Source organism: Kribbella sp. NPDC058245 (assembly GCF_042882005.1).
Classification (GTDB): domain Bacteria; phylum Actinomycetota; class Actinomycetes; order Propionibacteriales; family Kribbellaceae; genus Kribbella.
Genome location: NZ_JBHVWY010000029.1, coordinates 38,612 through 63,280 on the forward strand (window position 1 = coordinate 38,612; position 24,669 = coordinate 63,280).

Below are 24,669 nucleotides of genomic sequence, written 5' to 3' on the forward strand. Positions count from 1 at the left end.
CGGAGTGGCACGCAGACGATGTCACGGCCTTTCTACCATCGAACCCGACGCGGCGACAGGGCGATCTGCGTCACGGTGGGTCAGATGTAGCGCGGCTCCAGATCGAACTCGACAATGCGGATCCGGACGATTGCGGGACGCCCGGTGGTCACTACCAGCGCCGCGGTGACGGCCTGATGAACCTTCTGGCCGACCTCGCTGGCGAGATGGTCGACGCCGACCACGATCCGCACCTCGGCGCTGACCTGTTCGGGATCGCTCAGATCGACCTCGACCCCGGCGACATCGGGGAGCTCGCGGCCGGTCGCCCGTTGCCAGGCCTGCGCGCCGAACTGGCGCAGCAGACCCTTGATCCCGGGTTGCAGCCGAACGACCCCGCCGACCGCTCGGGCCGCCTGGGCCGCCGCGTCGGCAGCCCCGATCTGCGCGACCGCGTCGGCCGTCACAGCTGCCCTCCGGGATTGGTCCAGACGTCGACGACCTCGAAGTCGAGCGATTCGAGCTCTAGCCCGATCTGACCGCGCAACGCCAGTGAGACCCGCTGCCGAGCCTCATCGAGTGCGCCGACCTGACCTGCTCCGAACTCGAGTGCGACCGACATCCACACCCTGATGGAACCGGGTTCCGTCTCCGACGACTCGATCCGGCACTGCCGAGCCCGTACGCCGGTGGTGCCGTCGACCGCATACCGCAGTACGGCGGCGAGAGCGTGTACCGAGACCTCGACCCGGGCCGGTTCGGTGGGCAGCGGAATCGTTCGGCCGAGGTTGAGATCGGCCCGGACGGCGGTCATGATCCGGTCGAGCAGTCCACCGGGGACCTCGACCGGGTCATCGATCAGGAACTGGGTCGCCTCGGCCAGCTGCTCAAGGCCGGCCTGGGCGGTCTGGCAGTGCGGGCAGGTGGCTCGGTGTGCACTGAGCTCACCGGATTCCAGCTCGTCCCAGACGTCTTCGACGGTTCGCCCGCAGGGCAACGGGTGCAGATCGGTGACCGCGTCTTCGGGATTCATCTCCATGGCTTCATCACCTCCGCAAGTTCGGCGCGGGCGCGGGCAATCCGGCCGCGGACCGCCGTGGGCGTCGTACCGACGAGATCGGCGATCTCCTGGTACGAGCGACCGTGGACCTCGCGCAAGAGCCAGCAGGCACGTTGTGGCGGTGGGAGCCGTTTCAGTGCGACGGCCAGTGCCTGCATCGCTGCTGTGTTCCCCACCGCACGGGCGGGATCAGCCTCAATGTCGAGATCCGGGGGAGCGCTCTCTTCGTTCAGCTCGGTAGTCGGCTTGCGGCGCTGCAGAACCGTCAGGCATTTGTTCGTGGCGGTGCGGTAGAGCCAGGAACCGAAGGCAGCGTCGTGCTGGATCTCCGGCAACCGGCGCCACGCGGTCACGAACGTCTCCTGGGCGACGTCCTCGGCGTCGCCGGTCGCACCGTTCAGCATCCGCAGGCAGAGCGTGTAGATCCGCCGCTGGTAGCGGCGGACCAGCAGCTCGAACGCCGCGGGGTCGCGATCACGGGCTCGGGCGACGAGGGTCGCCTCGTCGAGCTCGGTCAGCCCTGTGGTCACTCCACCTCCTGGTTGTGCCTGCGGTACTGAGACGACACTGCATGGCCAGATGTCACGGTAGCCTCCCCAGTCCATCGCGTGAGTCATGTCACGCTGGACAGGATGTGGAGGGACCGTGACGATTCCGCTCGTCCGGCAGTCCTTCTGGCGAACGGCGCCGAACTCCTGACGCCGTTCCCACCGAACGAAGTAGTCGCTGACGAGAAAGGCATCCTCCGATGACCGAAACCGCCACCACCAAGCCGGCCGCCAAGCGCCCGACCGTCGCCCCGATCACCGGTGCGGAGACGGTTGTTGCCGATGGCACCGTTGCCGGCGGCAAGACCTCGATCGCGGATGTCGTGGTCTCCAAGATCGCCGGTATCGCGACCCGCGAGATCCCCGGCGTACACGCTCTCGGCGGCGGTGCCGCCCGGGCGGTCGGGATGCTGCGGGAGCGGATCCCGGGCTCGAAGACCAACCTGTCCCAGGGCGTCTCGGTCGAGGTCGGCGAGTCCCAGGCCGCGGTCGACATCGAGCTCGTCGCCGAGTACGGCGTGGGCATCGCCGACCTGGCCACCGCGATCCGGGAGAACGTGATCTCGGCGGTCGAGCGGATGACCGGTCTCGAGGTCACCGAGGTCAACATCTCCGTCACCGACGTGCACCTGGACGGCGACGACGACGATGACGACGAGGCGGCCGAGACCGCCGAACCCCGCGTGCGCTGACCCACCCTTCCGCAGAACCCTTCCCTAGAGGAGATTCGAGTGAGCACCTCGACCATCGGCCTGTTCGCCGGCCTGTTGATCGCCATCGCTGCCGCGGCCGGCGGGTTCCCCGGCTTCCTGCTCGCCCTCGTGCTGGGTGCGGTGGGACTCGTCGTCGGCCGCTTCCTGTCCGACGGCAGCGGTACCAAGGCACTCGACGACCTCCTCTCCCGCCGAAACCGTGGCTGACACCAGCACCCCGCGCCCGACCGACGAACTGGCAGTCGACGGTTCGCCGGCTGGAGGTGTGGTAGCCGGAGGTGTGGTGGTCGACGGAACGACGGTGGACGGGCGTGCGTCGAACGGACGCGCGCCGGACGAACTCGCACCGGTGGACGGACCGGTGTCGGGGGTCTCGGAGCCGTCCGCGATCGCATTCGGGGGCGATCGCGGCCGGCTCGAGATCGCACAGCGGGCGGTCGAACGGATCGTGGAGATCACGGCCCGCCGGCACCCCGCGGTGTCGCGACAGTCCGCCGTACTGGGTCGTGGGCTGCCGAAAGCGCGAGCGGTGGTTGCTGGTCAGCGGGTCCGGGTCTCCCTGGAGACCGCGATCACGTGGCCCAATCCGCTGGCCGAGACGGCGGCTGATCTCCGCGAGGCGATCACCACGGCAGTCGAAGACCTCACTGGTCTGGGCGTGGATCGGGCCGACGTCACCATCACCACCATCGACGCCTCCGAAACCGCAGAGAGCCCTTTCTCAGCTGACGATTCGGTCTCGGCTGACGCTTCGGTCTCGGCTGATGCTTCGGCGGCGTCCGAGGCGGTGGCTGCCAAGCGGCCGGTGGCGGGGGCGGCGGTTGTTTGGGTCGGCATCGTCGGAGCGTTCGTGCTCATCCTGGCCGGGTGTGTCGCCATTCGGGAGATGGCTGTTGCTTCCGGGTTGATGGATGGTGCGTCATGGGTGGCTCGCGGGTTCGGTCGCAGGTTCGAGTTGGAGCCTGCGGGGTGGATGCTGTGGGCCGGGATCGGTGCGTTGGTTGTCGGTCTGTTGGTCTTGGTGCTGACGTACAAGCGCCGGCGCCGGACGCATCACGCGATCAACGGGGCCGACGGATTCGTGTGGCTGCGGAGTACGGACATCGCCCGGCTGGCCGCCGACAGTGCCCGGCACGTCGACTCGGTGACCGAGGTTTCCGGCCAGTTCAAGCGCAAGCGCGTCGACCTGATCGTCACAACCTTCGGTGATCGCGATCGCGTCACCACCGACGTGACCTCGGTCGTCGACGACCGCCTTCGGATCATCACCCCGGCGCCGCGCACGCGCATCGCCGTACGGGAGGAATGACATGCGACGTGGAGTGATTGCCCTCGACCGTACGGTCGGAACGCTGATAGCGCTCTCTCTGCTCGCCGCCGGCGCTCTCCTGATCGCCTGGCAGTACGACGAGCTTCCGTCCGCACCGGACCGGATCACGGCCGGTCCCTGGACCGATCCGACCGGTGCGGAATGGTGGCCCTGGGCAACGGGTGCTGCTGGAGTGATCGCGATCCTGTTCGGTCTCTGGTGGCTCGCGCGCCACCTGCCCCGACGGGTTGGCGGCCGGTTCGCGCTGCCTGGTGGTGACCGGAGCGGCCAGCTCGTGGCCGACGCTCATTCGGCAGTAGACGCCGCGGCTCAAGCGCTCGCCCGTACGCCGGGCATCCGCGACGGTTCCGGTCAGGTTGTTGCCGACCGCGGCCAACTGGTTGCCGAGCTGACCTGCACGATCGAGCCCACCGCCGATCTGGACGTCGTCCGCGCGGCGGCGGCCCGGACCGCTACCGAACTCGCCCGCGTTGTCGGCCTGGCCGCGATCCGTACCCGGATCCGGCTCCGCGTGGCTCGCTCCGACAAGACCGTTGCCGTCGCTCGCGTGATCTGATCAGGAATCGAGAAGCGGGTACGACGGTCTCATCCCTACTGTCGTAGCCATGGAGAACACGAGCACGCAAGAGACGAAGACACCGGGAACGCCGGGAGCGCTCTCCCGCTGGTTCCAGCGCACGATGAACGGGCGGGCGATCCGCAAGATCCGGCGCGGCCGCGCGACGATGATGGGGATGGATCTGCTGGTCCTGACCACGGTCGGACGCCGCAGCGGGCTGACCCGGGAGAACCCGGTCGCCTGGTTCGCGGACGGTCCGGACGCATGGTTGCTGGTCGCCTCCGGCGGCGGGAGTCAGCACCCCGGCTGGTACGCGAACCTGCTGGCCAACCCCACTGCGGCCACGGCCGAGCTGCCGGGTCGCGGTGTCTTCGCGGTGACGCCGGAGCGGCTGACTGGTTCGTCGTACGACGCGGCGTGGGCCTCGGTGGTCGAGGCCCAGCCACGGTTCGCGAAGTACCAGGAGAAGTCGGCGCGCAAGTACCCGGTCGTCCGCCTCACCCCGAGCGCCTGATTACTCGACGAGCTTTCCGTCGGTGGAGATGTCGTCGCGCATGAGTGCTCGGATCTCGGCCGGGATCTCGGGGATGCGCTCTCTCGTGATCTCGCCGGGGCCGGACCAGACAAGGTTGACCTGCAGCGACTCGTCGAGGTCGGGGTAGTCCGAACGGTTGTGACAGCCGCGGGACTCCCGGCGCTCAAGGGCAGCGTCGAGCGTGGCCCGAGCGGCGAGCGCGGAGGACTTCAGGTCGAACGCGTGCGCGAGATCCTGGAAGCCGGCGATGTCAGGGTGAACGCCGATCTGCGCCGTGCGCTCCTCGATCTCGGCTAGTTCGTCGATGCCGGCCAGCAGACCGGCCTCGTCGCGAACCACCCCGGCGCGCGCGGTGAGAGTGTCGCGGAGCGCTCTCTGAAGGGCCCGGACATTCTCCGGGCCGTCGGCCGCGAGCAGGCCGTCCACCTCGGCCCGCGCCTCTCCGACCACATCCGCGGATCGCTGCTGGGACTCGCGATTCATCGAGAACTTCGCCGCCTCCTCGCCCACGATCCGGCCGAACACGAGTAGTTCGATCAGGGAGTTCCCGCCCAGCCGGTTGGCTCCGTGCAGCCCGCTGGCCGCCTCACCGAGCGCGTACAGACCGTCGACACCGGTCGAGTGATCCTCGGCCCGCACCCACACTCCACCCATCGAGTAGTGCGCGGTCGGCGCGATCTCGATCGGTTGCCGGGTGATGTCGAGCATCTGCAGTTCGAGCAGCGTCTGGTAGACCCGTGGCAGCCGCTGCATGATCGTCTCCCGCGGCAGGTGTGAAACGTCGAGCCAGACCCCACCCTTCGGCGTACCGCGGCCTTCCTTGATCTCCGTGTACGCCGCCAACGCGACCCGGTCCCGGGTGGACAGTTCCATCCGCTCGGCGTCGTACCGGCTCATGAAGCGCTCTCCGAGCGCGTTCCGGAGCTGACCGCCCTCGCCCCGCGCGGCCTCGGAGACCAGCGTCCCGGCCGCGTTCTCGGGTTCGAGCAGGCCGGACGGGTGGAACTGGACGAGCTCGGTATCGCGAATCCGTCCACCGGCCGTGACCGCGAGCCGGAACGAATCTCCGGTGTTCTCATCACGACGAGACGACGTACGACGCCAGATCCTTGTATGACCGCCAGCCGCCAGAATCACGGCATCAGCGTGAATGACATACCGGCGACCGGTGTCGAGGTCGAATCCGTAGGCGCCGAACACGGTGTTGTCACGGACCAGGATTCGGGTCACGTAGACATTGTCGAGAATCGGTACGCCGAGCTGAACCGCGCGATTCACCAGCGTGCGCTGGATCTCCAGGCCGGTGTAGTCACCGGCGAACGCCGTCCGGCGGTAGGTGTGCGCGCCGAAGAACCGCTGCGAGATCCGCCCGTCGGCCTCCCGGGCGAACGGCATTCCGTACCGCTCGAGGTCGGCGATTCCCTGCGCCGCACCCTCGGTGACGATCCGGACCGTGTCCGGGTTGGCCAGCAGGTAGCTCTCCTGCAAGGTATCGGCGGCGTGCTGCTGCCAGGTGTCCTCAGGATCCATCGTGGCCAGCGCGGCGTTGATCCCGCCGGCGGCCAGCGACGTGTGCGCGTCGTTCCGCGGCCGTTTGCCCAGGGCAAGAACTTCGACGCCACGCTCGGCCAGCTCGATCGCGGCCCGCAGGCCACCACCGCCGGTTCCGATCACCAGGACGGAGGTTGCGATCTGCTGCTCGGCCATCGTCATTGACGGTCTCCTTCGGCTCATCGGCGCTCTACAACCACTTGACCACGCAGATTCCAGAACCGTGACAGATCGATCAGGTAACGGCAGTCACATCGGCGGTGGGGCTTGTCACAGTGGGGGCCGATGCGCTGTCTTAGCTGGTGACAGCTTTCCTGGAGGAGGACTTCGGTGCGCACAATCGTGGTGGTCGGGGGCGGATATGCCGGCTTCTACACAGCCTGGAAGCTCGAGAAGAAGCTTCGGCGCGGTGAGGCCGAGGTGGTGCTGATCGATCCGCGCCCGTACATGACATACCAGCCGTTCCTGCCCGAGGTGCTGTCCGGCTCGGTCGAGGCCCGGCATGCGGCGATCTCGCTCCGCCGGAACCTGCGCCGGACCCGGATCGTCGCCGGCTCGGTGACCACGGTCGAGCATGCCCGCCGTACCGTCACCATCCACCCGGTCAGCGGCGACGACTTCGAGCTCCCGTACGACGTGATCGTGGTGACCGCCGGCGCGGTCACCCGGACGTTCGACCTGCCCGGGATCGCGGAACACGCGATCGGGATGAAGCACGTCGAGGAGGCGGTGGCGGTTCGCGACCGGTTGCTCACCGCCTTCGACGAGGCGTCCGTGCTGCCGCCTGGTCCGGTACGACGCCGGCTGCTGACCGTGGTCTTCGTCGGCGCGGGCTTCAACGGTGTGGAGAGTTTCGGCGAACTGCTCTCGCTGGCCAACAGCCTGCTCAAGTCGTACCCCGGCCTGAACCGTGACGATCTGTCCTTCCACCTGGTCGAGGCGACGTCGCGGATCCTGCCCGAGGTGACCGCCGGCCCGCGGGCCTGGGTACGCCGACTGCTCGAGGGTCGCGGCGGTCACCTGCACCTCGAGACCACGGTCGTCTCGGCCGCCGACGGTCATGTGGTGCTGTCGGACGGATCGGAGTTCGATGCCGAACTGATCGTCTGGACGGCCGGCAACGCGGCGACCCGATTGGTTCGCGGCCACACCGACCTGCCGGTGACAGCGCGCGGCCTGATCCAGACTCGTCCTGACCTGCGAGTCGGAACCTCAGATGAGATCGTGCCGGATGCGTGGGCTGCGGGTGACGACGCCGCGATCCCGGACCTCGCCTCGGACGTGCCCGGCGCCTTGACGGTGCCGAACGCACAGAACGCCGTACGGCAGGGAAAGCTGCTCGCGAAGAACCTGATCGCCAACCTCCGCGGTCGCGAGCCCAAGCAGTACCTGCACCACTCACTGGGCGCGGTGGCGACCCTCGGCCTGGGAACCGGCGTCTTCCAGTTCCGTCGCATCGTGGTGAAGGGCTTCCTGGCCTGGCTCATGCATCGCGGCTACCACGTCCTCGCCGTACCGACCTGGGACCGCAAGGTCCGCGTACTGGCGATCTGGCTGGCAGCTGTCTTCTACGGTCGCGACATCGTCTCGCTCGCCTCAGTCCAGCAACCCCGAGCCGCCTTCACCACCGAAGCCGACCAACACCCCCACGCCACCACCGAGAAAGCCAACCACCTCTAGCGTGAAAGAGCGGACCTTCTTTTGCTGAGAATGGAGGCGTTGCCGTAGCGCAAACAGTTGCCGAGAGCCCCCTTTCCCGGACCGCAACCACAGCCCGTCAGCCCCTGCAACGTGAATCCGTCGCGGCGCCTTTCCTGAACCGCAACCGTAGCCCGTCAGCCACAGGCAAGGGTGAACCCCGGTCGCGGCCTCGCCATCCCCCTCAGCCATCGCCTCGCTCAGCCCACCCGTCTTTTGATCGGCCGCAGACATGCTCAGCCACAGCGAGACATAGCCGGCCGAGTCGCCTACCTGGCTTGCAGGGGACTCGACCGCCTCCGGCGGTCGACTGAAACCTTCGGGCGCGCCAGGTAGATGGCTGAGGGGGATGGTGCGGTCGGTGACCAGGGTGGGCGTTGCCTGGGCTTCCGGGCTGTGGCTGAGGTGCGTGATGCCCGAGGTTTGCGCTATGGGTGAGATTTTCGGGTCCAGGCGACGAAGAACTCACCGACTAACCCACCCGGCAGCCGTCGTCTGGTCGGGGTGGATGGCTGGCCGCGTGTCGAGGGGTGTGCACCCCTGTGGTGGGCGTGAACAAGCTATGACCTGCCCACACCCCCCATTTCTTGTTCAAGCCCCCAGTTGCGGGCGCGCGTTCGGCCGCCGGCGGCAGCCACTGAAACCTTCGGGCGCGCCCAGCAGATGGCTGAGGGGGATGGCGAGGTCAGCGACCGAGGTGCACGTTGCCTGGGGCTGACGGGCTGTGGCTGAGGTGCGTGATGCTCGAGGGGGTCTTGCGCTAGTCGGAAACTTTTCGGGTCCAGGTGACCAAAAATTACCGGCTAACGTCATGGGCAGGTGTGGGCAAGTTGAGTGCGCAATCAGCCCACAAAACTGCCCACACATCCCTTGTAAATAAGGGGTTCTCGGGCCGGAAACTGTCGGTGGGCGTGGCTATGCTTTTCGGTATGGAGATCTTGGCGATGCGCCCGGTGTGCATGCAGAGCGGCAGCGAACTGCTGACCAACCTCGACAACGTGCACGCCGCCAAGGCCCTGCTGAACACCTACGAACTGCAGCTCACGGGGCGGCTGGACGAGACGGGCACCGCCCAAGAACTCGGCGCCCGCGACACCGTCGAACTCGTGTCACAGCGATACCGGCTCAACCCCGCCGACGTCCGCAAAGACCTCAAGATCTCTGCCGCCCTCGGCAAGTACCCGGCAGTGGTGGACGCGCTGCCCGACCCCACCGACCCGGCCCATCCCGCGGTCCTGGATCCCGCGCTGGCCAAGGTCATCGTCACGACCCTGGAGAAGGCACCCGCCACGGTCCCGGTCGACGTACTCGAGGTCGCCGAAGAACAGATGATCAACGCCGCACGGATCTCCAACCCCCGCGAACTCACCAAGTTCGGCCTGGAAGTCCTGGCGCGACTCGACACCGACGGTGCTGAACCGGCCGAGGACGAGGCGCGCGCGAAAGAGTCACTGCGGCTGCGGCAGGTCGACGGTGGGGTGAAGTTCTCGGGGTTCGTGGCCGGTGCCAGCGGCGAACAGTTGCTGACCCAGATCCACACAGGAGCCAAACCGCACAAGACGATCGACGGACAACGCGACCCGCGGACCCTCGACGAGCGCCAGGTCGACGCCTTCAAAGGCATCTTGGACGCCGCGGCAGGCAACCCCGACCATCCAGGCGTACCGCACATCACCGTCACCATCGACTTCAACGACCTCAAGAACGCCGTCCTCGCCAACACCCCGGAGGCCTTCCGCCGTACAGACAGCGAACACGACGGGTCCGACGCGACCGGTGAAGCTGGCGCGGTCGGTGAAATGGTGTTCGGGGGCAATCTGTCGGCCTCGGCGGTGCGGTTGCTGGCCTGTGATGCGGCGATCCTGCCGATCGTGCTGGGTGGTGATTCGCAGCCGCTGGACGTCGGCACCGAGCAGCGGTTCGTGAACCGGTACCTCCGCCGGGCGTTGAACAAGCGCGACAAAGGCTGTGTGGTGTGTAAGGCGCCACCGTGGATGTGTCACGCCCACCACGTGATCTATTGGGCCGACGGCGGCCCGACCAGCCTCCACAACCTCGTCCTGCTCTGCGCCGCCCACCACCGCGCGGTCCACGCGGGTCAGTGGGCGGTCTCGATCACCGGCGGCGAAGTCCACGTCACCCGCCCCGACTGGGCCGACCCACCACCCCGCACCAGCCCCCAAGCACTCGCCGACCTAGCCGCCATCATCAACTGGGCCACGCCTGGCCCGAGCACAGGCGCTGAAGGGCTCACGCCTGCCCACAGCGACGGTACCGACGGGCTTGCCACCGACCCCTGGAGCCCTAGGCCTGCAGACGACGGTGGTGCTGGTGGTGGGTTCACTCCGGCTGGCAACGATGGTGGCGACGGGTTCAGATCTGCCCGCAGCGCCGAGGTCGGCCGAGTTGATGGGCTGAGCCCTGACCGCATGGGCGGTGCTGGCGGGATCGGGGCCAGCAGCAACCCGATGTACCAGCAGGCGGCTCGACTTCCTGCCGCCAGCCGCCTACCCAGTCCGGAACTGGCCGCCGCTCGCGAGGCCTTCAGCGCCCACTTGAGGGCGATGGTGCCCGGCTTCACCGATCCCTGGGCGACCGACGCCACCCCAGCAGCCGAACCGTAAGCCTCACCCGCCCCGGCCTCCGCGCGGTCACTGCCTTGCGGATCGCTCAGGCGCGGCCGCAGCTCGCGAATCTGCTCTTGGTCACCAGTCCGAGCACGCCGTGGGTCGCGCCGTGAATCAGGCGGTGGGCCAACACACCGGGTCACGGCGGTCGAGGCTGGCGCTGGCGGTCGCCGTACCGGAGGTGCTGGTGAGGCGGTGGAGTCGTGCTCGGGTTCGTGAGCACCGTCCTCTCGGTAACACAGGGAGCAGGGCGGACATGGTGGCGAAGCGGGTGACCTGTTCGTTGGTGAGGGTGGTGGGCAGGGGGTTCGCCGGGGACGGTTGCTTCGATCAGGCCGAAGCCGCCGTGGATCTGCTCAGAGCGGGCTTTTATCGTGTAGACGTATGCCATCACGGCCGCGGGCAAGGTTCTTCTGGCGATCGTCGGCCAGATCGAGGGCTGGGTGACGACGTACCGGAGCTAAGCACCCGGTACGGCGAGGAGGTCCGCGAGCACGGTGTCGAGCGCCATCCGGGCCGCGCCCAGCGCCACCGAATCGGCACCCATCGTCGAGCTGATCACCTCGATCGGTACCAGCGCCAGCCGGGCCAGCTCACGCCGGAACGGTTCAGCGATGATCGCCCCGCCGCGTGACATCCCGCCTCCGAGTACGACGACCTCGGGATCAACAGCCAGCGCCAGTACGGCGGCGCCGCGGGCCAGCACCTCGGCGAACTCGATCAGTACTCGCTGACTCTCCGGATCCTGCACAGCCGCAGACGCGATCACCAACTCGCCCTCACGACCGGAGGGCAAACCAGCAGCCGCAGCCAACGCCGCACCGCGAGCGTGCAACTGGTCGACCGCGGCCTCCCAACCGAGCGCCGGCCAGGTGCCGATCTCGCCGGCCGCGCCGTGGTGGCCCTGGTGCACCTGCCCGTTGATCAGCACCCCGGCACCGGCGCGATGTCCCGCGAACATGTAGACGATGTCGCGATACCCCTGCGCCGCGCCCTTCCACTGCTCAGCCAGGGCAGCCAGCTTCACGTCGTTCGCCACCGCAACCGGTACGCCGAGCCCGGCCGACAGCTCGGCGGCCACGTCGACCTCGGTGAAGCCGGGCAGCGAGTACACCGCCAGGCCGGAACCGATCGGACCACGTCGTACGTCCTGAACGCCCTCACCGGCCCGAAGCGCTCCGGTCACCCCGCAGGCGGCGTTGGTGATCTCCGCCGGCCCGAGACCGGCCTCGCGCCAGGTGGCGCGCGTGATGTCGATGGCGGCAGCCAACCGACCAACAACGTCCAGCGTCGGGTCCAGCTCGACGCGCTGGGTCGCAAGGGTGTTGCCGCGCAGGTCGGTGACCACGGCCATCGCCTTGTGCGCACCGATGTCGATACCGCTGACATGACCGGACTCGGCCCGGAAACGGAAGTGCCGGGCCGGCCGGCCGGCGCCCCGGGAGGCGGCGGCCGGCTGGCGCGGGGGAGCGGTCTCTTCGACCCGCCCCTCTGCGATCAGGCCGGCGAGGAGCTCCTCGGCCGTTGGGCGGGAGACGCCGACAACGGCGCGTAGCTCCCGCGGGGTCAGTGACTCGGCCTTCAGGAAGGCCTCCAGCGCTGCTGCGGCATTCAGCTTCCGCAGCAGCGAGGAGTCACCTGATCGTCCGGAGTCCTGGGGCACCCCGTGAGATTACTATCCGACCGAGGGGCCGAGCCCGAGGGACTGCGGCGTGCTCGAGTCGGGCGACGGCTGGTGCAAGCCCTCGTCCAACGCGCCGTACTCGGTCATCAGGGCCGCGCTCCCGCCCCACGGCGTCTGCTCTTCGGCGATCAGCGTGTTGGTGGTCAGCAGCAGCCCGGCCACCGAGGCGCCGTTCTGCAGCGCCGACCGAGCGACCCGGAGCGGGTCCACGATGCCCATCTGCAGCATGTTCCCGTAGACACCGTCCAGGGCGTCGAAACCGTCGTCGACCCCCATGGCCGACGTACGCTCCAGGACCTCGCCGCCGTTGTAGCCGGCGTTGGTGGCGATCAGGTACGCCGGTTCGCGCAGCGCACGCCGGACGATCGCCACTCCGATGGCGTAGTCGTCCTTGACGTCCAGATCATCGAGAGCCGACGCGGCATGGAGGAGGGCCATGCCGCCGCCGGCCACGATGCCCTCAGCCATTGCGGCTCGGGTCGCGGAGAGCGCGTCCTCGACGCGATGCTGAAGTTCTTTGAGTTCGGCCGGTGTCGGCGCACCGACCCGAATCACGGCGACCCGTCCGGACAGCGCACCGATCCGCTCGGTCAGCACGTCCTCGTCGACGCCGAAGGACGCCCGCTCCAACTCGGCCCGCAGCTGGGTGAGCCGGAACTCGACCTCTTTCTCATGCCCGCCCTCGGCGACGATCGCGGTCCGGTCCGCGTTGACCCGGATCTGGTCCGCGCGGCCGAGCTGGTCGAGCGTCATCGTCTCGAGGTTGAAGCCGGAGTGCTTGCTGTAGACCGCCCCACCCGTGATGGCGGCGATGTCCTCCAGCTTGTGCAGCCGCCGGTCACCGAAGCCAGGTGCTCGAACGGCGACACACTGGAAGAGCCCGTTCACATGGTTGTGCACGAGCATGCTGAGCGCGGTTCCCTCCAGGTTCTCCGCGATGATCACCAGTGGCCGCGGCGCGCGCATGATCTTGTCCAGCAGCGGCATGATCTCCTGGATCTTGGTGATCTTCTCGCTACACAAAAGGATGTACGGATCCTCCAGCACCGCCTGCATGCTGCCCGGATCCGTCACCATGTACGGCGACAGATAGCCGTTGTCGAACTCGAATCCCTCGACGAAGTCCACCCGCATCCCGTACGTCGCCGACTCCTCGACCGTGACGATGCCGCCGTCACCGATGGTGTGCAGCGCCTTCGCGATCACCGCGCCGACCATGTCGTCGTCGTTGGCCGAGATCGCGGCCACCCGGGCGAGATCGCGCTCGCTCTGGACCGGATGCGCCACCTCGCGCAGCCGCTCGACCAGCTTGCCGACGGCCAGGTCGATACCCCGTTTCACCAGAACGGGGTTGCCGCCGGCCGAGATCGCGGTCATACCCTCGTGCACGATGGCCTGGGCGATCACAGTGGCGGTCGTCGTACCGTCACCGACGATGTCGTTGGTCTTGATCGCGGCTTCCTTGACCAGTTGCGCGCCCATGTTCTCGAACTGGTCCTTGAGGAAGATCTCCCGGGCGATCGTCACGCCGTCGTTGGTGATCACCGGCGATCCGGTGATCTTCTCCAGGATCACGTTGCGGCCCTTGGGGCCCAGGGTCGTCTTCACCGCATCGGCGAGCTGATCCACCCCTGCCAGCAACAGGTCGCGAGCCTGGGTGCCGAAGCGAAGTTCCTTGGCCATGAAAAACCCTCCAGAAGTCAGTCAGCGCCGAAGTTTCAGGGAACGAGAATGGCGCGGCCGCGAACCCGGCCGGCGTCGAGATCGGCGATCGCCTCGGCGGCCGCGTCCAGGGGATAGGTGCGGGTGTGCAGGGTGACCTTGCCGGCCTGGGCGAGCGCCATCAGTTCGGCCAGCTCGTTGAAGGTACCGACGATGTTCCCGATGATGTTGCGTTCGGTGGAGATGATGTCCAGGGTCGGGATCTGTACCTGGCCGCCGTACCCGATCACGAAGTACGAACCGCCCGCCGCCGTCATCGCGAAGCCGTCCTGCTCCGCACCTTGCTCAGCGACAAAGTCCAGTACGACGTGTGCTCCGGCGCCGTCGGTGAGCTCCCGGACCGTCTCGATCTGGTTGCCGTCCGCAACGACCGTCTGGTCGGCGCCGAGCTGCTCGGCGAGTTTCAGCGCCTCGGGATTGCGGTCCACCACGATGATCCGGGTCGCGGTCAACGCGGCCAGGCACTGGATACCGATGTGCCCGAGACCGCCCGCGCCGATCACGACCGCCGTCGTACCAGGCCACAGCAACGGGATCGCCTTGCGGACCGCGTGGTACGCCGTGATGCCGGCGTCCGCCAGTGCCGCAACGTCCTGTGGTCGCGTAGCCGGGTCGAGTTTGACGCAGGCGCGTGCGGAGGTGAGGAGGTATTCCGCCATCCCGCCGTCGCTGTCGAGTCCCGGGAAGGTGCTTGCCATACAGTGCATGTCGTCGCCGGCCCGGCAGGCCCGGCACAGCCCGCAGGTCGGCGTCGGGTGCAGGATGACCGTGTCACCAACGGCGACGTTGGTCACCGCGGACCCGATCTCGGAGACCCATCCCGCGTTCTCGTGGCCGATCGTGTACGGCAGCGGCGGGTGCATCGCAGCGTCCCACTGACCCTCGATGATGTGCAGATCGGTCCGGCACACTCCCGCGCCACCGATCTTGACGACCACGTCCAGCGGGCCCTTGACGGCCGGTTCCGGTACGTCCTCGACGACCGGCTGCTGGTGGTATCCGTGCAGTCGAACGGCCTTCATCTCTGCTCCTCCTCCGGGTACCGGTGTGCAAGCATTCCCCTACAGATCCCGGTGTTGGCCTCGATCCCGGTCCGGGTGAGGCGAGCAAAACCCAAGTACCTCGGTGCCCCGGCCGCCGCTACCGGCCCACCGGTTGCCGGGTCGATCAGCAACGGCGAAGCGTCGTCCACAGGCAACCCGAGCTCGGTACGCCGGCGGCGCAGCCGATCCAGCTCAGGAGACTCCGGTACGTCGCCCAGCGTCAGCCCGGCAAGTGAGGCGGGATCGGTGCCGGAGGCAACCAACGGCCGGCACACCTGGTCGGTGCCGGCCAGCATCGCCTTGGTGACGAACGTGCGCCGTAGCTCGTCCAGCTCGGCGGCCGCCTCACCGTCGAAGCTCGCGACGAACCCGGCCCGGGCGGCGACCCCGGCGTTGATCTGCGCGCCCGCGAAGTGGTCCTCCAGGACCACGTCGACCGAGCGGATCTCCGGCAGGGCGGCCAGGACGTCGTACGCGTCGGCGACCATCAGGAACGCGAAGTTCGCCGCACAGAAGTACGTCGGGAGCCGGAGCCGGACGGCGACGTCGCCGGCTGCCGACACATGGCAGGACGCAACGAACCCGAGCGTGGTGATCGGCTCGTCCAGCTCGGGATCCCGGACGCGGTCCAGGGCGCTCAGCACCCTGGACCGCTCGACGACTGTCGTCATTACCGGGTGACCAGCTTCGCGTCGTCCGGCGCCGCCGGAGTGGCACCGGGGAGCTGCAGCTCATCCGGCACCTTGATGTCGTAAAGCTTGGCCGCGTTCAGTCCGAGGATCTTCTTCTTGCCCTCGACCCCGAGCCGCGGGTAGTCCGCGAACTCCGGCGCGTCCGGGAACTCCCAGTCGACGAAGCCCTCGATCTGCCACTTCGGTTCCCAGATGCCGTAGTCGCTGCCGAAGGTCATCTTGTCCTCGCCGACCCAGAACAGCAGCTCACCCATCACCTTGGCGAAGAAGTGCGGCCGGGCGTGCATCAGACCGCCGATGACGACGGACAGACCGGCGTACACGTTGGGTTCCTGGGTCGCCATGAAGCAGAAGTCCTCGATCCGCGGCAGCCCGACGTGCTCGACGATGAAGTTGAGCTCCGGGAAGTCGGTCGCGGCGTGGTCGATGTCGGACACGTCGAACGCGTCCTTGTCCAGCGGCCAGATCGTGGGCCCTTTGTGGACGTGGACGTTCTTGATGCCCCACTCCTGGGCCTTCTCCAGATACCGGTACGCCGCCGGGTCGGAGAGCTTGTAGCCCCGGGACCCGTTGTTCCACTCGGCGGTGTAGAGCTTGACGCCGGTGGAGTTGTACCGGTCGATGTTCGCCTTCAGCTCCACCAGGCCGGTGTCGCCGTCGCGCGGGTCGAACCGCGTGTTGTGGACGAACATGCCCGGATGCTTCTCGCCCAGGCCGGCGTTCTTCTCGGTGGTGTTGAACCCGTCGGCGTACCACTCCTTGAGGTACGTCGGCTGGAAGACCGCGACGTCCACGTAGCCGTCCTCGAAGACGTCCTTCATCAGGTCGTCCTCGGTGTAGCTCATGAACTTCTCGATCGTCCAGTGGGTCTCCTTCGGACCCAGGCTCTGGTAGGCGTGGAAACACTCGATCCAGCCTTTGGCGTACTGTTCGGCGCCCGGCACCCAGTTGTCCGGCCCGGCGTCCCAGAAGTGCATGTGGCTGTCGACCACGAAGTACTTCTCACCGTTCTTCTCGTACACGGGCGTTTCTCCCTCTACTGCGTGGCGGACAGGTCGAAGCCGATGTACTCGGCCGCGTCCTCGGGATTGGCGAACATGATGGTCCGGTCGTCGAGGTGCACCATCCGCCCGTAGTGGGTGGACATGTTCTCCTCGAACTCGGCCGCGTCGTAGTAGCCGGGCTCCTGGCCGAGGGCCTCGGAGATGTCGTCGTAGACGAAGTCCATCCGGCCGGTCGCGTCGACCCGGATCATCGACGGCAGGGGTGTCACGGTGACGTTGTCCAGACTGCTCATCACCTCGGCCACGACCGCGCCGACCTGGTTGTTCATCAGGGTCACGCCGCACTTGTTCGACGCGGTGTTGTCGGACTTGAACGGGCTCTCCGACGTGGTCTTGAGGCTTGTCACAGTGTCAGCTCCTTCGGGTCGTCGAGGCCCAGCGTGGAGAGGATCCCGCTGAACCGGCTCTTCACCCGGTCGAGTCCGTCCTCGAACCGCGGCGGCTTGGCGTCCGGCTGCGACCACAGCGGCTGCAGGGTGCGGGCGGCGGACAGGGCGAGCGCGGTCCAGGTGGACAGCCAGTCCTGGAGCAGGTCCTTGTTGTGGTCCGCGAACTCCTTGTCGTTCGTCAGCAGCTCGAACATCGCCGTGGTGTAGCGCAGGTCGCGCTCGGCGAAGTCGTGCTCACCGGCGCCGATCACTGTCGGAGTGACGAAGTCACCGTTGCGCGGTGCTGCCTGCTGGACGAGCTGGCTGCGGAACAGTTCGCCGACCAGCGGCTCGAAGACGACGTTCGCCGCGAAGATCGCCTCAGCCCAGTCGTCGATACCGGTCAGCCGTTCCGCGAGATCGCGGACACCCTGCCAGGCCGGATCGGACTTCCAGGTCTCGAGGTGCGCCGTACCGTCGAAGCCTTCGATCTCCTCCGACAGCGTGAGGTTGTAGAGCGCGAGGTCCTGGGCGGCCCGGATCCGGTGCATGCTGTTCACCGAGATCGCGTTGTTGTGCATGTTGGTGGGTGCGCGCCGGTTGGCGTTCGCGTACAGGTACAGGCCGAGGCCGTGGTCGACGTGCATCCAGGCGCCGACATGCTGCTCGACGAAGCGGACCCAGTTCGGGTTCCACTGCTCGAACGCCTTGGACAGCTTGGCCGACTCGATGTTCTGGTTGACCTGGCGGACCACGTTGGAGTTGTTCCGGTAGAACGTGAGCTCCCACTCCTCGTTCGGGTCGCGGAACTCGTGCCAGCCGGTGGCCGGCCACTCCTTCGGGAACATCCCGCCACTGCCGATGCCGCGCTGCGGGGACTCCTTGTCCTGGCCCCACGCCTTGAGCGCGGTCCAGTCCAGCGGGTAGCCGCCGCGGCCGTCGGCGAAGCCGTACAGCCAGCCCTGGCTCAGATAGTGCCGCGGGTCGGGCTGGACGTCGACCGTGACGTCCTCGTACAGGCTCTGCTTGCGCTTCTGCGGCTTGTAGTAGTTGTACTGCCGCGACGACGAGTCCGGGAAGACCCGTGCGCCCGCCTCAGCATCGGTGAAGACCGGCTTCGGCACGCTCCGTTCGGGAGCGGGATTCTGTGTGGTGGTCATCGGCTCTCTGCCTCCAGCACCTTGGGGTCACCGGCATCGCCGGTCGTGGTGAACTTGTCGTAGTAGATGTGCTTCGGTACGACGCCCAGTCCCTCGAGCAACGGGAGTGCGGCCTCGACCATCGGGGGCGGGCCGCACACGTACGCGTCCGCGCCCTTCAGATTCGGCTCGTGCTTGCGGACCACGTCGGTGATCAGCCCGCTCTCGCCGTCCCACTCTTCTTCGGACAGGGCCGGCACGTACCGGAAGCCCGGCAGGGTCTCCTGCAGTGCTTGGAGTTCGTCGTGGAAGCACAGGTCCTGCTGCTTACGGGCGCCGTAGTAGTAGGTGGCCTGCCGTTCGATCCCGCGCTCGGCCATCGTCCGCAGCAGCGACAGGATCGGCGCCATCCCCGCGCCGCCACCGACGAACACGATCCGCGCGCCCGGGTTGTCCCGCAGCGTGAAGACCCCGAACGGGCCGGTGATCTCGAGTTGGTCCCCGACCTTCAGCTGCTGGTCGAGAAACTCGGAGAACGTTCCGCCCGGATAGATGCGGATCACGAATTCCAGCTGACCGCTCTCGCGGCTTGAGGTGTTGGCCATGGAGAAGGAACGGCTGGCCTCGGTCCCCGGTACGGCGATGTCGACGTACTGGCCGGGGAAGAACTTCAGCTCGCCGTCGTCCCCGGTCAGCTTCAGCACCAGGTGCCTCAGGTCATGGGTGACCGGGGTGATCGCGACCACCTCGGCGACCCGCTCCTGGATCGGCAGCCCGGAGCGGATCATCTCCTCGTCGTAGTTGAGCAGTTCGATCGTCAGGTCCTCGTAGGCGTGCGCCCGGCACAGCAGCGTGTAGCCCTCGTCCAGCTCGTAGTCCGGAAGCGCGAAGGTCGAGTACCGATCGTGCTCGATGTCGTCACCGCCGAGAACGAACGACTTGCAGGAGGCACACTGCCCCTCCTTGCAGCCGTGCATGAGCATCACGCCCTGCTCGGCCGCGGCGCGGAGGATCGTCTGATCCTCCGCCACCTCGATCTCGATGCCGACGGGTTCGAACCGTACGACGTGTTTGCCGGTCATCCGTCAGTCTTTGCCGGGACGTCCGCCGGGACCACCCTTGACGTAGCGGGCGGCGAAAGCAGTGCGCTCGGCGTCGCTCATCTCGTTCAGCAGCACGTTCGGGCTCGCCAGTGGCGGGCACTTGCGCAGGTCGTCGAGGGTCCACATCTGTTTCGGATCCAGGTCCAGGTGCGGCTGCGCGACCATGGTCTTGCCGTCGTCACGGACGAAGCCCATGTCCGAGACCACGTCGGCCCAGTTCCAGCCGTGGTAGAGGGTCTCCCACTCGCGGTGCCCGATCAGCTTGCCCATGTTCGGCGTCTGCCGGCCCTGGTACGTCGGCCGGAACGCGGTCGCGTCGGTCCACTTGCACATCTCGTGGCAGTAGGTCCGCCACTGGCCGTCGACCTTCTCCATCACCATGTCCTCGCGGACCAGGCACGGGACCATGCAGGTCCAGCAGCGGTGCGGGTACTCGTAGTCGACCTCCTCGAAGACGATCGGCTTGTTGCCGTGCGGCTTCGAGAGCCGGTTGTAGTTCTCCCACCAGGCGCCGTACTTGTCGTACCAGCCCGGGTACTTGTACTCGAACCACTCGAAGTCCTTGTCGTCCATCGGGTCGATCCGCCAGTAGTTGGCCAGCCAGCCGGTGGCGAAGAACTGCGCGACCTCGTGCACGTAGCCCTTGTTCCAGATCTGGTTCCAGGACTCCTCGATCAGGTCGTGCGGGATCTCCAGGCCGTACTTCTCCAGCGGCACCAGGTAGCTGCGGTAGTAGTCGTCGTAGATCCAGCGCCGCCACATCTCGGCGTACGATTCACGATCCTTGCGGCGGTCCTTGGTGCCGTACTCGATGAAGGTGCCGATCGCGGCGTCCACGACGCGGTGGTTGTTCCACCAGGCGTAGCGCAGGTCGCGGGCCAGCAGTTGGTGGTTGCCCTCGTCGGCCAGTGCCATCAGCAGCGTCGCGTACCCGTTGCTGATGTGCCGGGACTCGTCGGACTGGACCGAGTGGAACACCGTCGGCAGCAGGTAGTCGCCGTTCGCGGCGGCCTCGGCCGGCATCGCGACGAACAGGGTGTTGGTGAACGCGGTCTCGGCCACGATCGTGAGGTAGATACTGGCCGCGGTGATCGCGTCCCCGGTGATGAACCCCTCGGCGAACTGGCGGCCGATGGTGCCGCAGTAGTCGCTCTGGAAGTTGCGCAGGCTGGAGTTGAAGCCCGCCGGGTCGATGTAGTTGTTCATGTACAGGCGCTTGAGGTTCTGCTGGATCGTCGAGTGCCTGACCTCGTCGATCATCTGGATGGCCTGCCCGTTGTGCAGCTCCGGGTTCGGAACGGTCCGGAACAGCAGCGGCATCGCCCGCGCGGCGGAGATCTCCGGCAGCGGGATGATGCTCAGGAACAGCTTCTGCCATTCCAGCCAGCGCTCCTGCACCTGCCGGAACATGTTGCCGCGGATCGCTCCGTCGGAGGCGCCGTAGACGCGGTGGTCCTTCTCCTCCTGCATCGGGAAGTACGACCGCAGGACCTGCTTCAGCGGGTCCTTCTTCTGCGCCTTGCGGAACGTGTAGTCGGTCCCGTACTGGGAGACCGGCTCGTGGTAGGCAGGCTCCCAGGACAGCTCCTGGATCTTCTGGTGGGCCTTGGCCACACTCTGGCGACTCATGGCACTCCTTACGTCGCTGGGGTTGCTTGAAGTAGATCGCCGCCGTGACCGCACCGAGGTCTCAAAATGAGATGCGGTCACGGCTGCGTCGTTCTCAGGGTTGGCCGAACATGGCCTGTCTGAGCTCGGCCAGGCGTTCCTGTTTGGCGACGGCGATCCGCTCGTCGCCTTGGATGTCGGGATCGATCCCGAGGGCCCGCAGCAGCTCGGCCGCGGGCTCACTGGGATTGCCGGTGCTGCCGAGAACCGGATGCAGGCCGGCGGCGGCCAGATGCTCGAAGACCGCGTGGACGATGGTCCAGGGGTTATAGGTCTCGCTCATGCTTCACATCGGACGGCTGTCCGGACGCAACGGATGTCTCAATCTGAGACCGCAGATGTGGCGAACTGCACTACTCTCGAAAGGAGTGCAGTGGGGAGGCTCTGTGGACGAACTTGCTCTGACAACCAAGACCAGCCCACGGGTCGCGCAGGCCCGACTGAACTTCCTGACGTTCGAACCGGTCCGCGCCTCCGACGTGCGACCGACGATCCTCGCGTCCTGGGTGCGCTCGCAGCGCTGGAAGCTGCCCGCCGACCGAATTGCCCTCCCGTACGTCGCCGACCCTGATCTCGAGCTGCCGTTGAGCCGTAGTGCACGCCCGGTGCTCCAGCAGCTGCACGAGAATCTCGACGGCCAGGCGATCAGCATCATCCTGACCGACCGCAGCGGACTGGTCCTCGAACGGTTGACGGCTGATGCCGGTCTCGGCCGGTACCTGGACAAGGTCCACCTAGCACCGGGGTTCAGCTATGCCGAGGAGTTCGCCGGTACCAACGGCATCGGTACGGCGCTCGAGGGTGGCGGCCCGATGCACGTCTTCGGCCACGAGCATTACGCGGAAGACCTCGAGGACCTGGCCTGCGCCGGCGTACCGATCAAGCACCCGGTCACCGGGAAGACGGTCGGAGCCATCGACCTGACCTGCTGGCGCAAGGACGCCGGGTCGCTGCTGATCGCGCTGGCCAAGACGACCGCCGACAACATCCGCGCGGCGATGCTCTCCGACAGCTCCACCCGCGAGCTGGCACTGCTCCAGGCGTACCGCAACAGCAGCCGCCGGCTCGGCGACATGGTCATGGTGGTCGACGACGACCTGCTGATGATGAATGCGCAGGCCCGCCAGTTCCTGGACGCGGCCGACCAACGCGCCGTACTGGGCTATGCAGGTGAGAGCCTCGCACGCGGTACTACGGACTCTGTTGCAGCGGAGCTGCCCTCCGGGACGTGGGTGCGGATCAACTGCCGTCCGGTCGAAGGCGGAGGCCGTGGCTCCGCCGGGCTGATCCAGATCAGTGTGTTGGGGCAGGCGCCTTCTATCGAGAGTCACCGGCCGCCGTCGCGGCCCCTGCTGCCTGGCCTGGTCGGCCGGAGCGCGGCGTGGCTCGGCAGCAGCCGTGAGGCCGACAACGCGTGCCGGGCGCGGCAATGGGTCGTACTGACTGGTGAGCGCGGAGTGGGCAAGGTCGCGCTGGCTCGGGCAGCGCATCAGCAGAACGACCACGGCGGTCCGTGCCGCGTGATCGACGCCGCGGGGGCGGGGTTCGCCCTCGAGCTCGAGGCCGAGCTGGCCGATGACACGCTGCACACGCTTGTACTGCGGCACGCCGAGCGGCTCGACGCGCGGATGATCGACTTCACCGTTGACGCGCTGTACGGCGTACTGGAGCGGCGACCGTCCAATCTGCCGTGGGTCGTGCTCACGCTGACCCCAGACGAGGGGGAGCAGCCCGATCTGGGTGATCTGCTGACCTTGTTCCCGTTGACGGTCGATGTGCCGCCGCTGCGGCACCACATCGAGGACGTGCGGGAGCTGGTGCCGTACTTCCTTGACCGGCTGAGTCATGGCGAGCTGAGCTGCGGCCCGGACACCATGCGCCAACTCATGCGGTCACCCTGGCCGGGTAACACCGCGGAGCTGTGTCACGTGCTGCAGCAGGTAGTCGCGCGACGCCGGCGTGCTGGCGTGATTGCGCCCGGCGACCTGCCGGCCCGGGTGCAGGCGATCAGCCGGCGCAGTCTGAGCCAGCTGGAGGCGCTGGAGCGGGACGCGATCATCCGGAGTCTGCTCGCGAACGACGGGCACAAGGGTCGCGCGGCCAAGTCGCTCGGGATGTCCCGCGCCACCATCTACCGGAAGATCCACGACTACGGCATCCAGTAGCTTGGCCCTGTGGAGGACCAAGCAAGCTGGCGGGAGCGGCGTCGTGAGGCGTCGATCGAGCAGGCGGCCGCACTCGAGCGGCGGAAGGCTGCTGACTCGGCCCAAGCACAGGTGCTGCTGCTCGACTTCGTGCGCGAGCTCCGCGAGCGTGGGGTCGAGCCGGAGGCGTTGCGGGCGCAGGTGATCGGCTCCGGCACGAGCTACCGCACCGGAATCAGCGGCTGGTACCTGCGCAAGAACCGCTCGGTCGGAGTCGATACCGAAGCCAACTTCTACATCCTCGGTACGACGGCCAGCCTCGCCGCCCGGGTGACCGGAGTAAAGGTACTGCCGTCGGATCCGCCGCTCGTGGTCGGTCAAGGTGGGCGCGACGGGGAGTCGATCAAGCTCGCGGATCTGCTCGATATGAGGCGGGCTGAACTCTCCAACTGACCGTCCGGCCAGCTGATCGCACCGCTGCCTGGGGTCTCGGCAATTTGGTGGGCTATCCGTTCAGGTTGACCCTTCTCTGCTCAAAAAACGGCTCTTGTGACGTATGTGCGGGTGGTTCGCGCGTTGTCGGACCGGCGGGTTGCAGTCGGATCGCAGGGTCTCGGGCGATGTGATCGGCGAGTGTGGGGAGTGTGTCGTCGACTGAACGCACTGTGCTGCTGGACATCGATTTCTGGCGGCAATCTCCTTCCACTCGACATCGGACCGCTGGTCCTGCGCGCCGACTGAACCCACCGTGCTCGCCGGGGCCGGAGGATGCGGAGGGGGGAGGGTGTGGGGTGGCGGGGTGGACCGCCATCACCGTCTAACTCTGCGCGGCTCGGACACTTCACGCTCAGCATCACCTGCACGACTAGCCGCACGAGAGGTTGGACGGTGACCCAGGTCCGTTACCCGGGGGCGCGCCGGATACAGCCCCGGGGGGTGCGCACTCCCCACGGGGGCCGTGAACAAGCTATGCCTTGTTCACAGCCCCCGTTTCCTGTCCACACCCCCAGCAACTGCACGCGGTTCACCTACTGCCAACGCTGGAACAATGCCCAGCCAGCCCACCAGCGCGCCAGTCAACTGACCCACACGGGGACCGGTACGCCGCACCCACCCACGAATGGGTCAGAAGAGCCCAAAAAACGAGGGGAGAACCAGCAACTTGAGCGGAGATCTCCTCATTTTCGGCTCCTGCTCGATGTGTGGGTGACCCGGCGTCGCCGGGGCTGCGGCCGCTCCGGCGCCTGAGTTGGATCCGCCGGTTGCGTACACACCGACTGTTACTACGCCTACCAGCCGCCCTTTTCGGCGCCTCCGTCACGCTGCAGCACGCCTGCTCTGTCCGCGTACTAACAGTCGGTCTGTACAGCCCGATCACCAAAGCGCCCTATTTTCGCGGACTCAACGCCCGTCACCCCAAGCAACCGCGAACCCGCCGGCGT

23 protein-coding genes are annotated in these 24,669 nt (G+C 67.3%); 9 read left to right on the top strand and 14 right to left on the bottom strand.

Annotation, left to right across the window (positions count from 1 at the left end; genetic code table 11):
- Positions 1 to 80: 80 nt before the first annotated feature.
- The 3 genes from ACFVWG_RS40445 to ACFVWG_RS40455 are packed head-to-tail and all read right to left on the bottom strand — an operon-like array spanning position 81 to position 1,569.
- Entirely contained in the window at positions 81 to 446 is a 366-nt protein-coding gene (locus ACFVWG_RS40445) for a hypothetical protein (RefSeq protein WP_391548836.1), read from the bottom strand.
- Positions 443 to 1,018, bottom strand: coding sequence for a hypothetical protein (locus tag ACFVWG_RS40450; RefSeq protein WP_391548837.1), 576 nt, complete (start codon positions 1,016 to 1,018; stop codon positions 443 to 445). The genes ACFVWG_RS40445 and ACFVWG_RS40450 overlap by 4 nt, the downstream gene beginning before the upstream one ends.
- Complete coding sequence (locus ACFVWG_RS40455; RefSeq protein ID WP_391548838.1) at positions 1,009 to 1,569, bottom strand: RNA polymerase sigma factor; 561 nt, start codon at positions 1,567 to 1,569, stop codon at positions 1,009 to 1,011. Before ACFVWG_RS40455 ends, ACFVWG_RS40450 begins: the two co-directional genes overlap by 10 nt.
- 218 nt (positions 1,570 to 1,787) lie before the next feature.
- Here ACFVWG_RS40455 and ACFVWG_RS40460 point away from each other — a divergent pair, with 218 nt between their 5' ends.
- Genes ACFVWG_RS40460 through ACFVWG_RS40480 form a run of 5 tightly spaced genes read left to right on the top strand, consistent with a single transcriptional unit; the run spans position 1,788 to position 4,703 of the window.
- On the top strand, positions 1,788 to 2,279 hold the full coding sequence (locus tag ACFVWG_RS40460; RefSeq protein WP_391548839.1) for an Asp23/Gls24 family envelope stress response protein: 492 nt from the start codon (positions 1,788 to 1,790) through the stop codon (positions 2,277 to 2,279).
- A 39-nt stretch (positions 2,280 to 2,318) separates the two neighbouring features.
- Positions 2,319 to 2,507: a hypothetical protein gene (locus ACFVWG_RS40465; protein ID WP_132173446.1), complete on the top strand. Its 189-nt coding sequence runs from the start codon at positions 2,319 to 2,321 to the stop codon at positions 2,505 to 2,507.
- Entirely contained in the window at positions 2,500 to 3,609 is a 1,110-nt protein-coding gene (locus ACFVWG_RS40470; RefSeq protein WP_391548840.1) for a DUF6286 domain-containing Asp23/Gls24 family envelope stress response protein, read from the top strand. The genes ACFVWG_RS40465 and ACFVWG_RS40470 overlap by 8 nt, the downstream gene beginning before the upstream one ends.
- 1 nt (position 3,610) lies before the next feature.
- The gene (locus ACFVWG_RS40475) at positions 3,611 to 4,186 is read left to right on the top strand and encodes a hypothetical protein (protein ID WP_391548841.1); all 576 of its coding nucleotides are present in this window, start codon (positions 3,611 to 3,613) and stop codon (positions 4,184 to 4,186) included.
- Between the two features lie 49 nt (positions 4,187 to 4,235).
- The gene (locus ACFVWG_RS40480; protein WP_391548842.1) at positions 4,236 to 4,703 is read left to right on the top strand and encodes a nitroreductase family deazaflavin-dependent oxidoreductase; all 468 of its coding nucleotides are present in this window, start codon (positions 4,236 to 4,238) and stop codon (positions 4,701 to 4,703) included.
- On the opposite strand, the gene ACFVWG_RS40485 is transcribed toward ACFVWG_RS40480, so the two are convergent.
- On the bottom strand, positions 4,704 to 6,437 hold the full coding sequence (locus ACFVWG_RS40485; RefSeq protein ID WP_391548843.1) for an L-aspartate oxidase: 1,734 nt from the start codon (positions 6,435 to 6,437) through the stop codon (positions 4,704 to 4,706).
- Positions 6,438 to 6,605: 168 nt separating this feature from the next.
- Here ACFVWG_RS40485 and ACFVWG_RS40490 point away from each other — a divergent pair, with 168 nt between their 5' ends.
- Positions 6,606 to 7,955 carry an NAD(P)/FAD-dependent oxidoreductase gene (locus tag ACFVWG_RS40490; RefSeq protein ID WP_391548844.1) on the top strand — a complete coding sequence of 450 codons (1,350 nt, stop codon included), beginning with the start codon at positions 6,606 to 6,608 and terminating at the stop codon, positions 7,953 to 7,955.
- Positions 7,956 to 8,902: 947 nt separating this feature from the next.
- A complete protein-coding gene (locus ACFVWG_RS40495) occupies positions 8,903 to 10,597 on the top strand; it encodes a DUF222 domain-containing protein (protein WP_391548845.1) in 1,695 nt (564 codons plus the stop codon).
- Between the two features lie 463 nt (positions 10,598 to 11,060).
- Here the strand turns inward: ACFVWG_RS40495 and ACFVWG_RS40500 are convergent, their stop codons facing one another.
- The 10 genes from ACFVWG_RS40500 to ACFVWG_RS40545 all read right to left on the bottom strand — a co-directional run bounded on the left by ACFVWG_RS40500 (position 11,061) and on the right by ACFVWG_RS40545 (position 21,366).
- Positions 11,061 to 12,263 carry an ROK family protein gene (locus ACFVWG_RS40500; RefSeq protein WP_391548846.1) on the bottom strand — a complete coding sequence of 401 codons (1,203 nt, stop codon included), beginning with the start codon at positions 12,261 to 12,263 and terminating at the stop codon, positions 11,061 to 11,063.
- Between the two features lie 12 nt (positions 12,264 to 12,275).
- Entirely contained in the window at positions 12,276 to 13,967 is a 1,692-nt protein-coding gene (gene groL / locus ACFVWG_RS40505) for a chaperonin GroEL (protein WP_391548847.1), read from the bottom strand.
- Positions 13,968 to 14,002: 35 nt separating this feature from the next.
- Positions 14,003 to 15,028 (bottom strand): NAD(P)-dependent alcohol dehydrogenase, encoded by a 1,026-nt coding sequence (locus ACFVWG_RS40510; protein ID WP_391548848.1) that lies wholly within the window; start codon positions 15,026 to 15,028, stop codon positions 14,003 to 14,005.
- On the bottom strand, positions 15,025 to 15,720 hold the full coding sequence (locus ACFVWG_RS40515) for an iron-sulfur cluster assembly protein (protein ID WP_391548849.1): 696 nt from the start codon (positions 15,718 to 15,720) through the stop codon (positions 15,025 to 15,027). The genes ACFVWG_RS40510 and ACFVWG_RS40515 overlap by 4 nt, the downstream gene beginning before the upstream one ends.
- Complete coding sequence (locus ACFVWG_RS40520; protein WP_391548850.1) at positions 15,720 to 16,763, bottom strand: amidohydrolase family protein; 1,044 nt, start codon at positions 16,761 to 16,763, stop codon at positions 15,720 to 15,722. The genes ACFVWG_RS40515 and ACFVWG_RS40520 overlap by 1 nt, the downstream gene beginning before the upstream one ends.
- Before the next feature lie 14 nt (positions 16,764 to 16,777).
- Positions 16,778 to 17,152, bottom strand: a complete 375-nt coding sequence (gene mimD / locus ACFVWG_RS40525; RefSeq protein ID WP_391548851.1) for a propane 2-monooxygenase effector subunit MimD — start codon at positions 17,150 to 17,152, stop codon at positions 16,778 to 16,780.
- Complete coding sequence (locus ACFVWG_RS40530; RefSeq protein WP_391548852.1) at positions 17,149 to 18,333, bottom strand: aromatic/alkene monooxygenase hydroxylase subunit beta; 1,185 nt, start codon at positions 18,331 to 18,333, stop codon at positions 17,149 to 17,151. The genes mimD and ACFVWG_RS40530 overlap by 4 nt, the downstream gene beginning before the upstream one ends.
- Positions 18,330 to 19,394: an NADH:ubiquinone reductase (Na(+)-transporting) subunit F gene (locus ACFVWG_RS40535; RefSeq protein ID WP_391548853.1), complete on the bottom strand. Its 1,065-nt coding sequence runs from the start codon at positions 19,392 to 19,394 to the stop codon at positions 18,330 to 18,332. Before ACFVWG_RS40535 ends, ACFVWG_RS40530 begins: the two co-directional genes overlap by 4 nt.
- Before the next feature lie 3 nt (positions 19,395 to 19,397).
- Positions 19,398 to 21,044, bottom strand: a complete 1,647-nt coding sequence (locus ACFVWG_RS40540; RefSeq protein ID WP_391548854.1) for a hypothetical protein — start codon at positions 21,042 to 21,044, stop codon at positions 19,398 to 19,400.
- Between the two features lie 94 nt (positions 21,045 to 21,138).
- Complete coding sequence (locus ACFVWG_RS40545; RefSeq protein ID WP_391548855.1) at positions 21,139 to 21,366, bottom strand: hypothetical protein; 228 nt, start codon at positions 21,364 to 21,366, stop codon at positions 21,139 to 21,141.
- Positions 21,367 to 21,469: 103 nt separating this feature from the next.
- Here ACFVWG_RS40545 and ACFVWG_RS40550 point away from each other — a divergent pair, with 103 nt between their 5' ends.
- Positions 21,470 to 23,248, top strand: a complete 1,779-nt coding sequence (locus ACFVWG_RS40550; protein ID WP_391548856.1) for a sigma-54-dependent Fis family transcriptional regulator — start codon at positions 21,470 to 21,472, stop codon at positions 23,246 to 23,248.
- A 9-nt stretch (positions 23,249 to 23,257) separates the two neighbouring features.
- Positions 23,258 to 23,680 carry a hypothetical protein gene (locus ACFVWG_RS40555; RefSeq protein WP_391548857.1) on the top strand — a complete coding sequence of 141 codons (423 nt, stop codon included), beginning with the start codon at positions 23,258 to 23,260 and terminating at the stop codon, positions 23,678 to 23,680.
- The last annotated feature ends 989 nt before the right edge of the window (positions 23,681 to 24,669 follow it).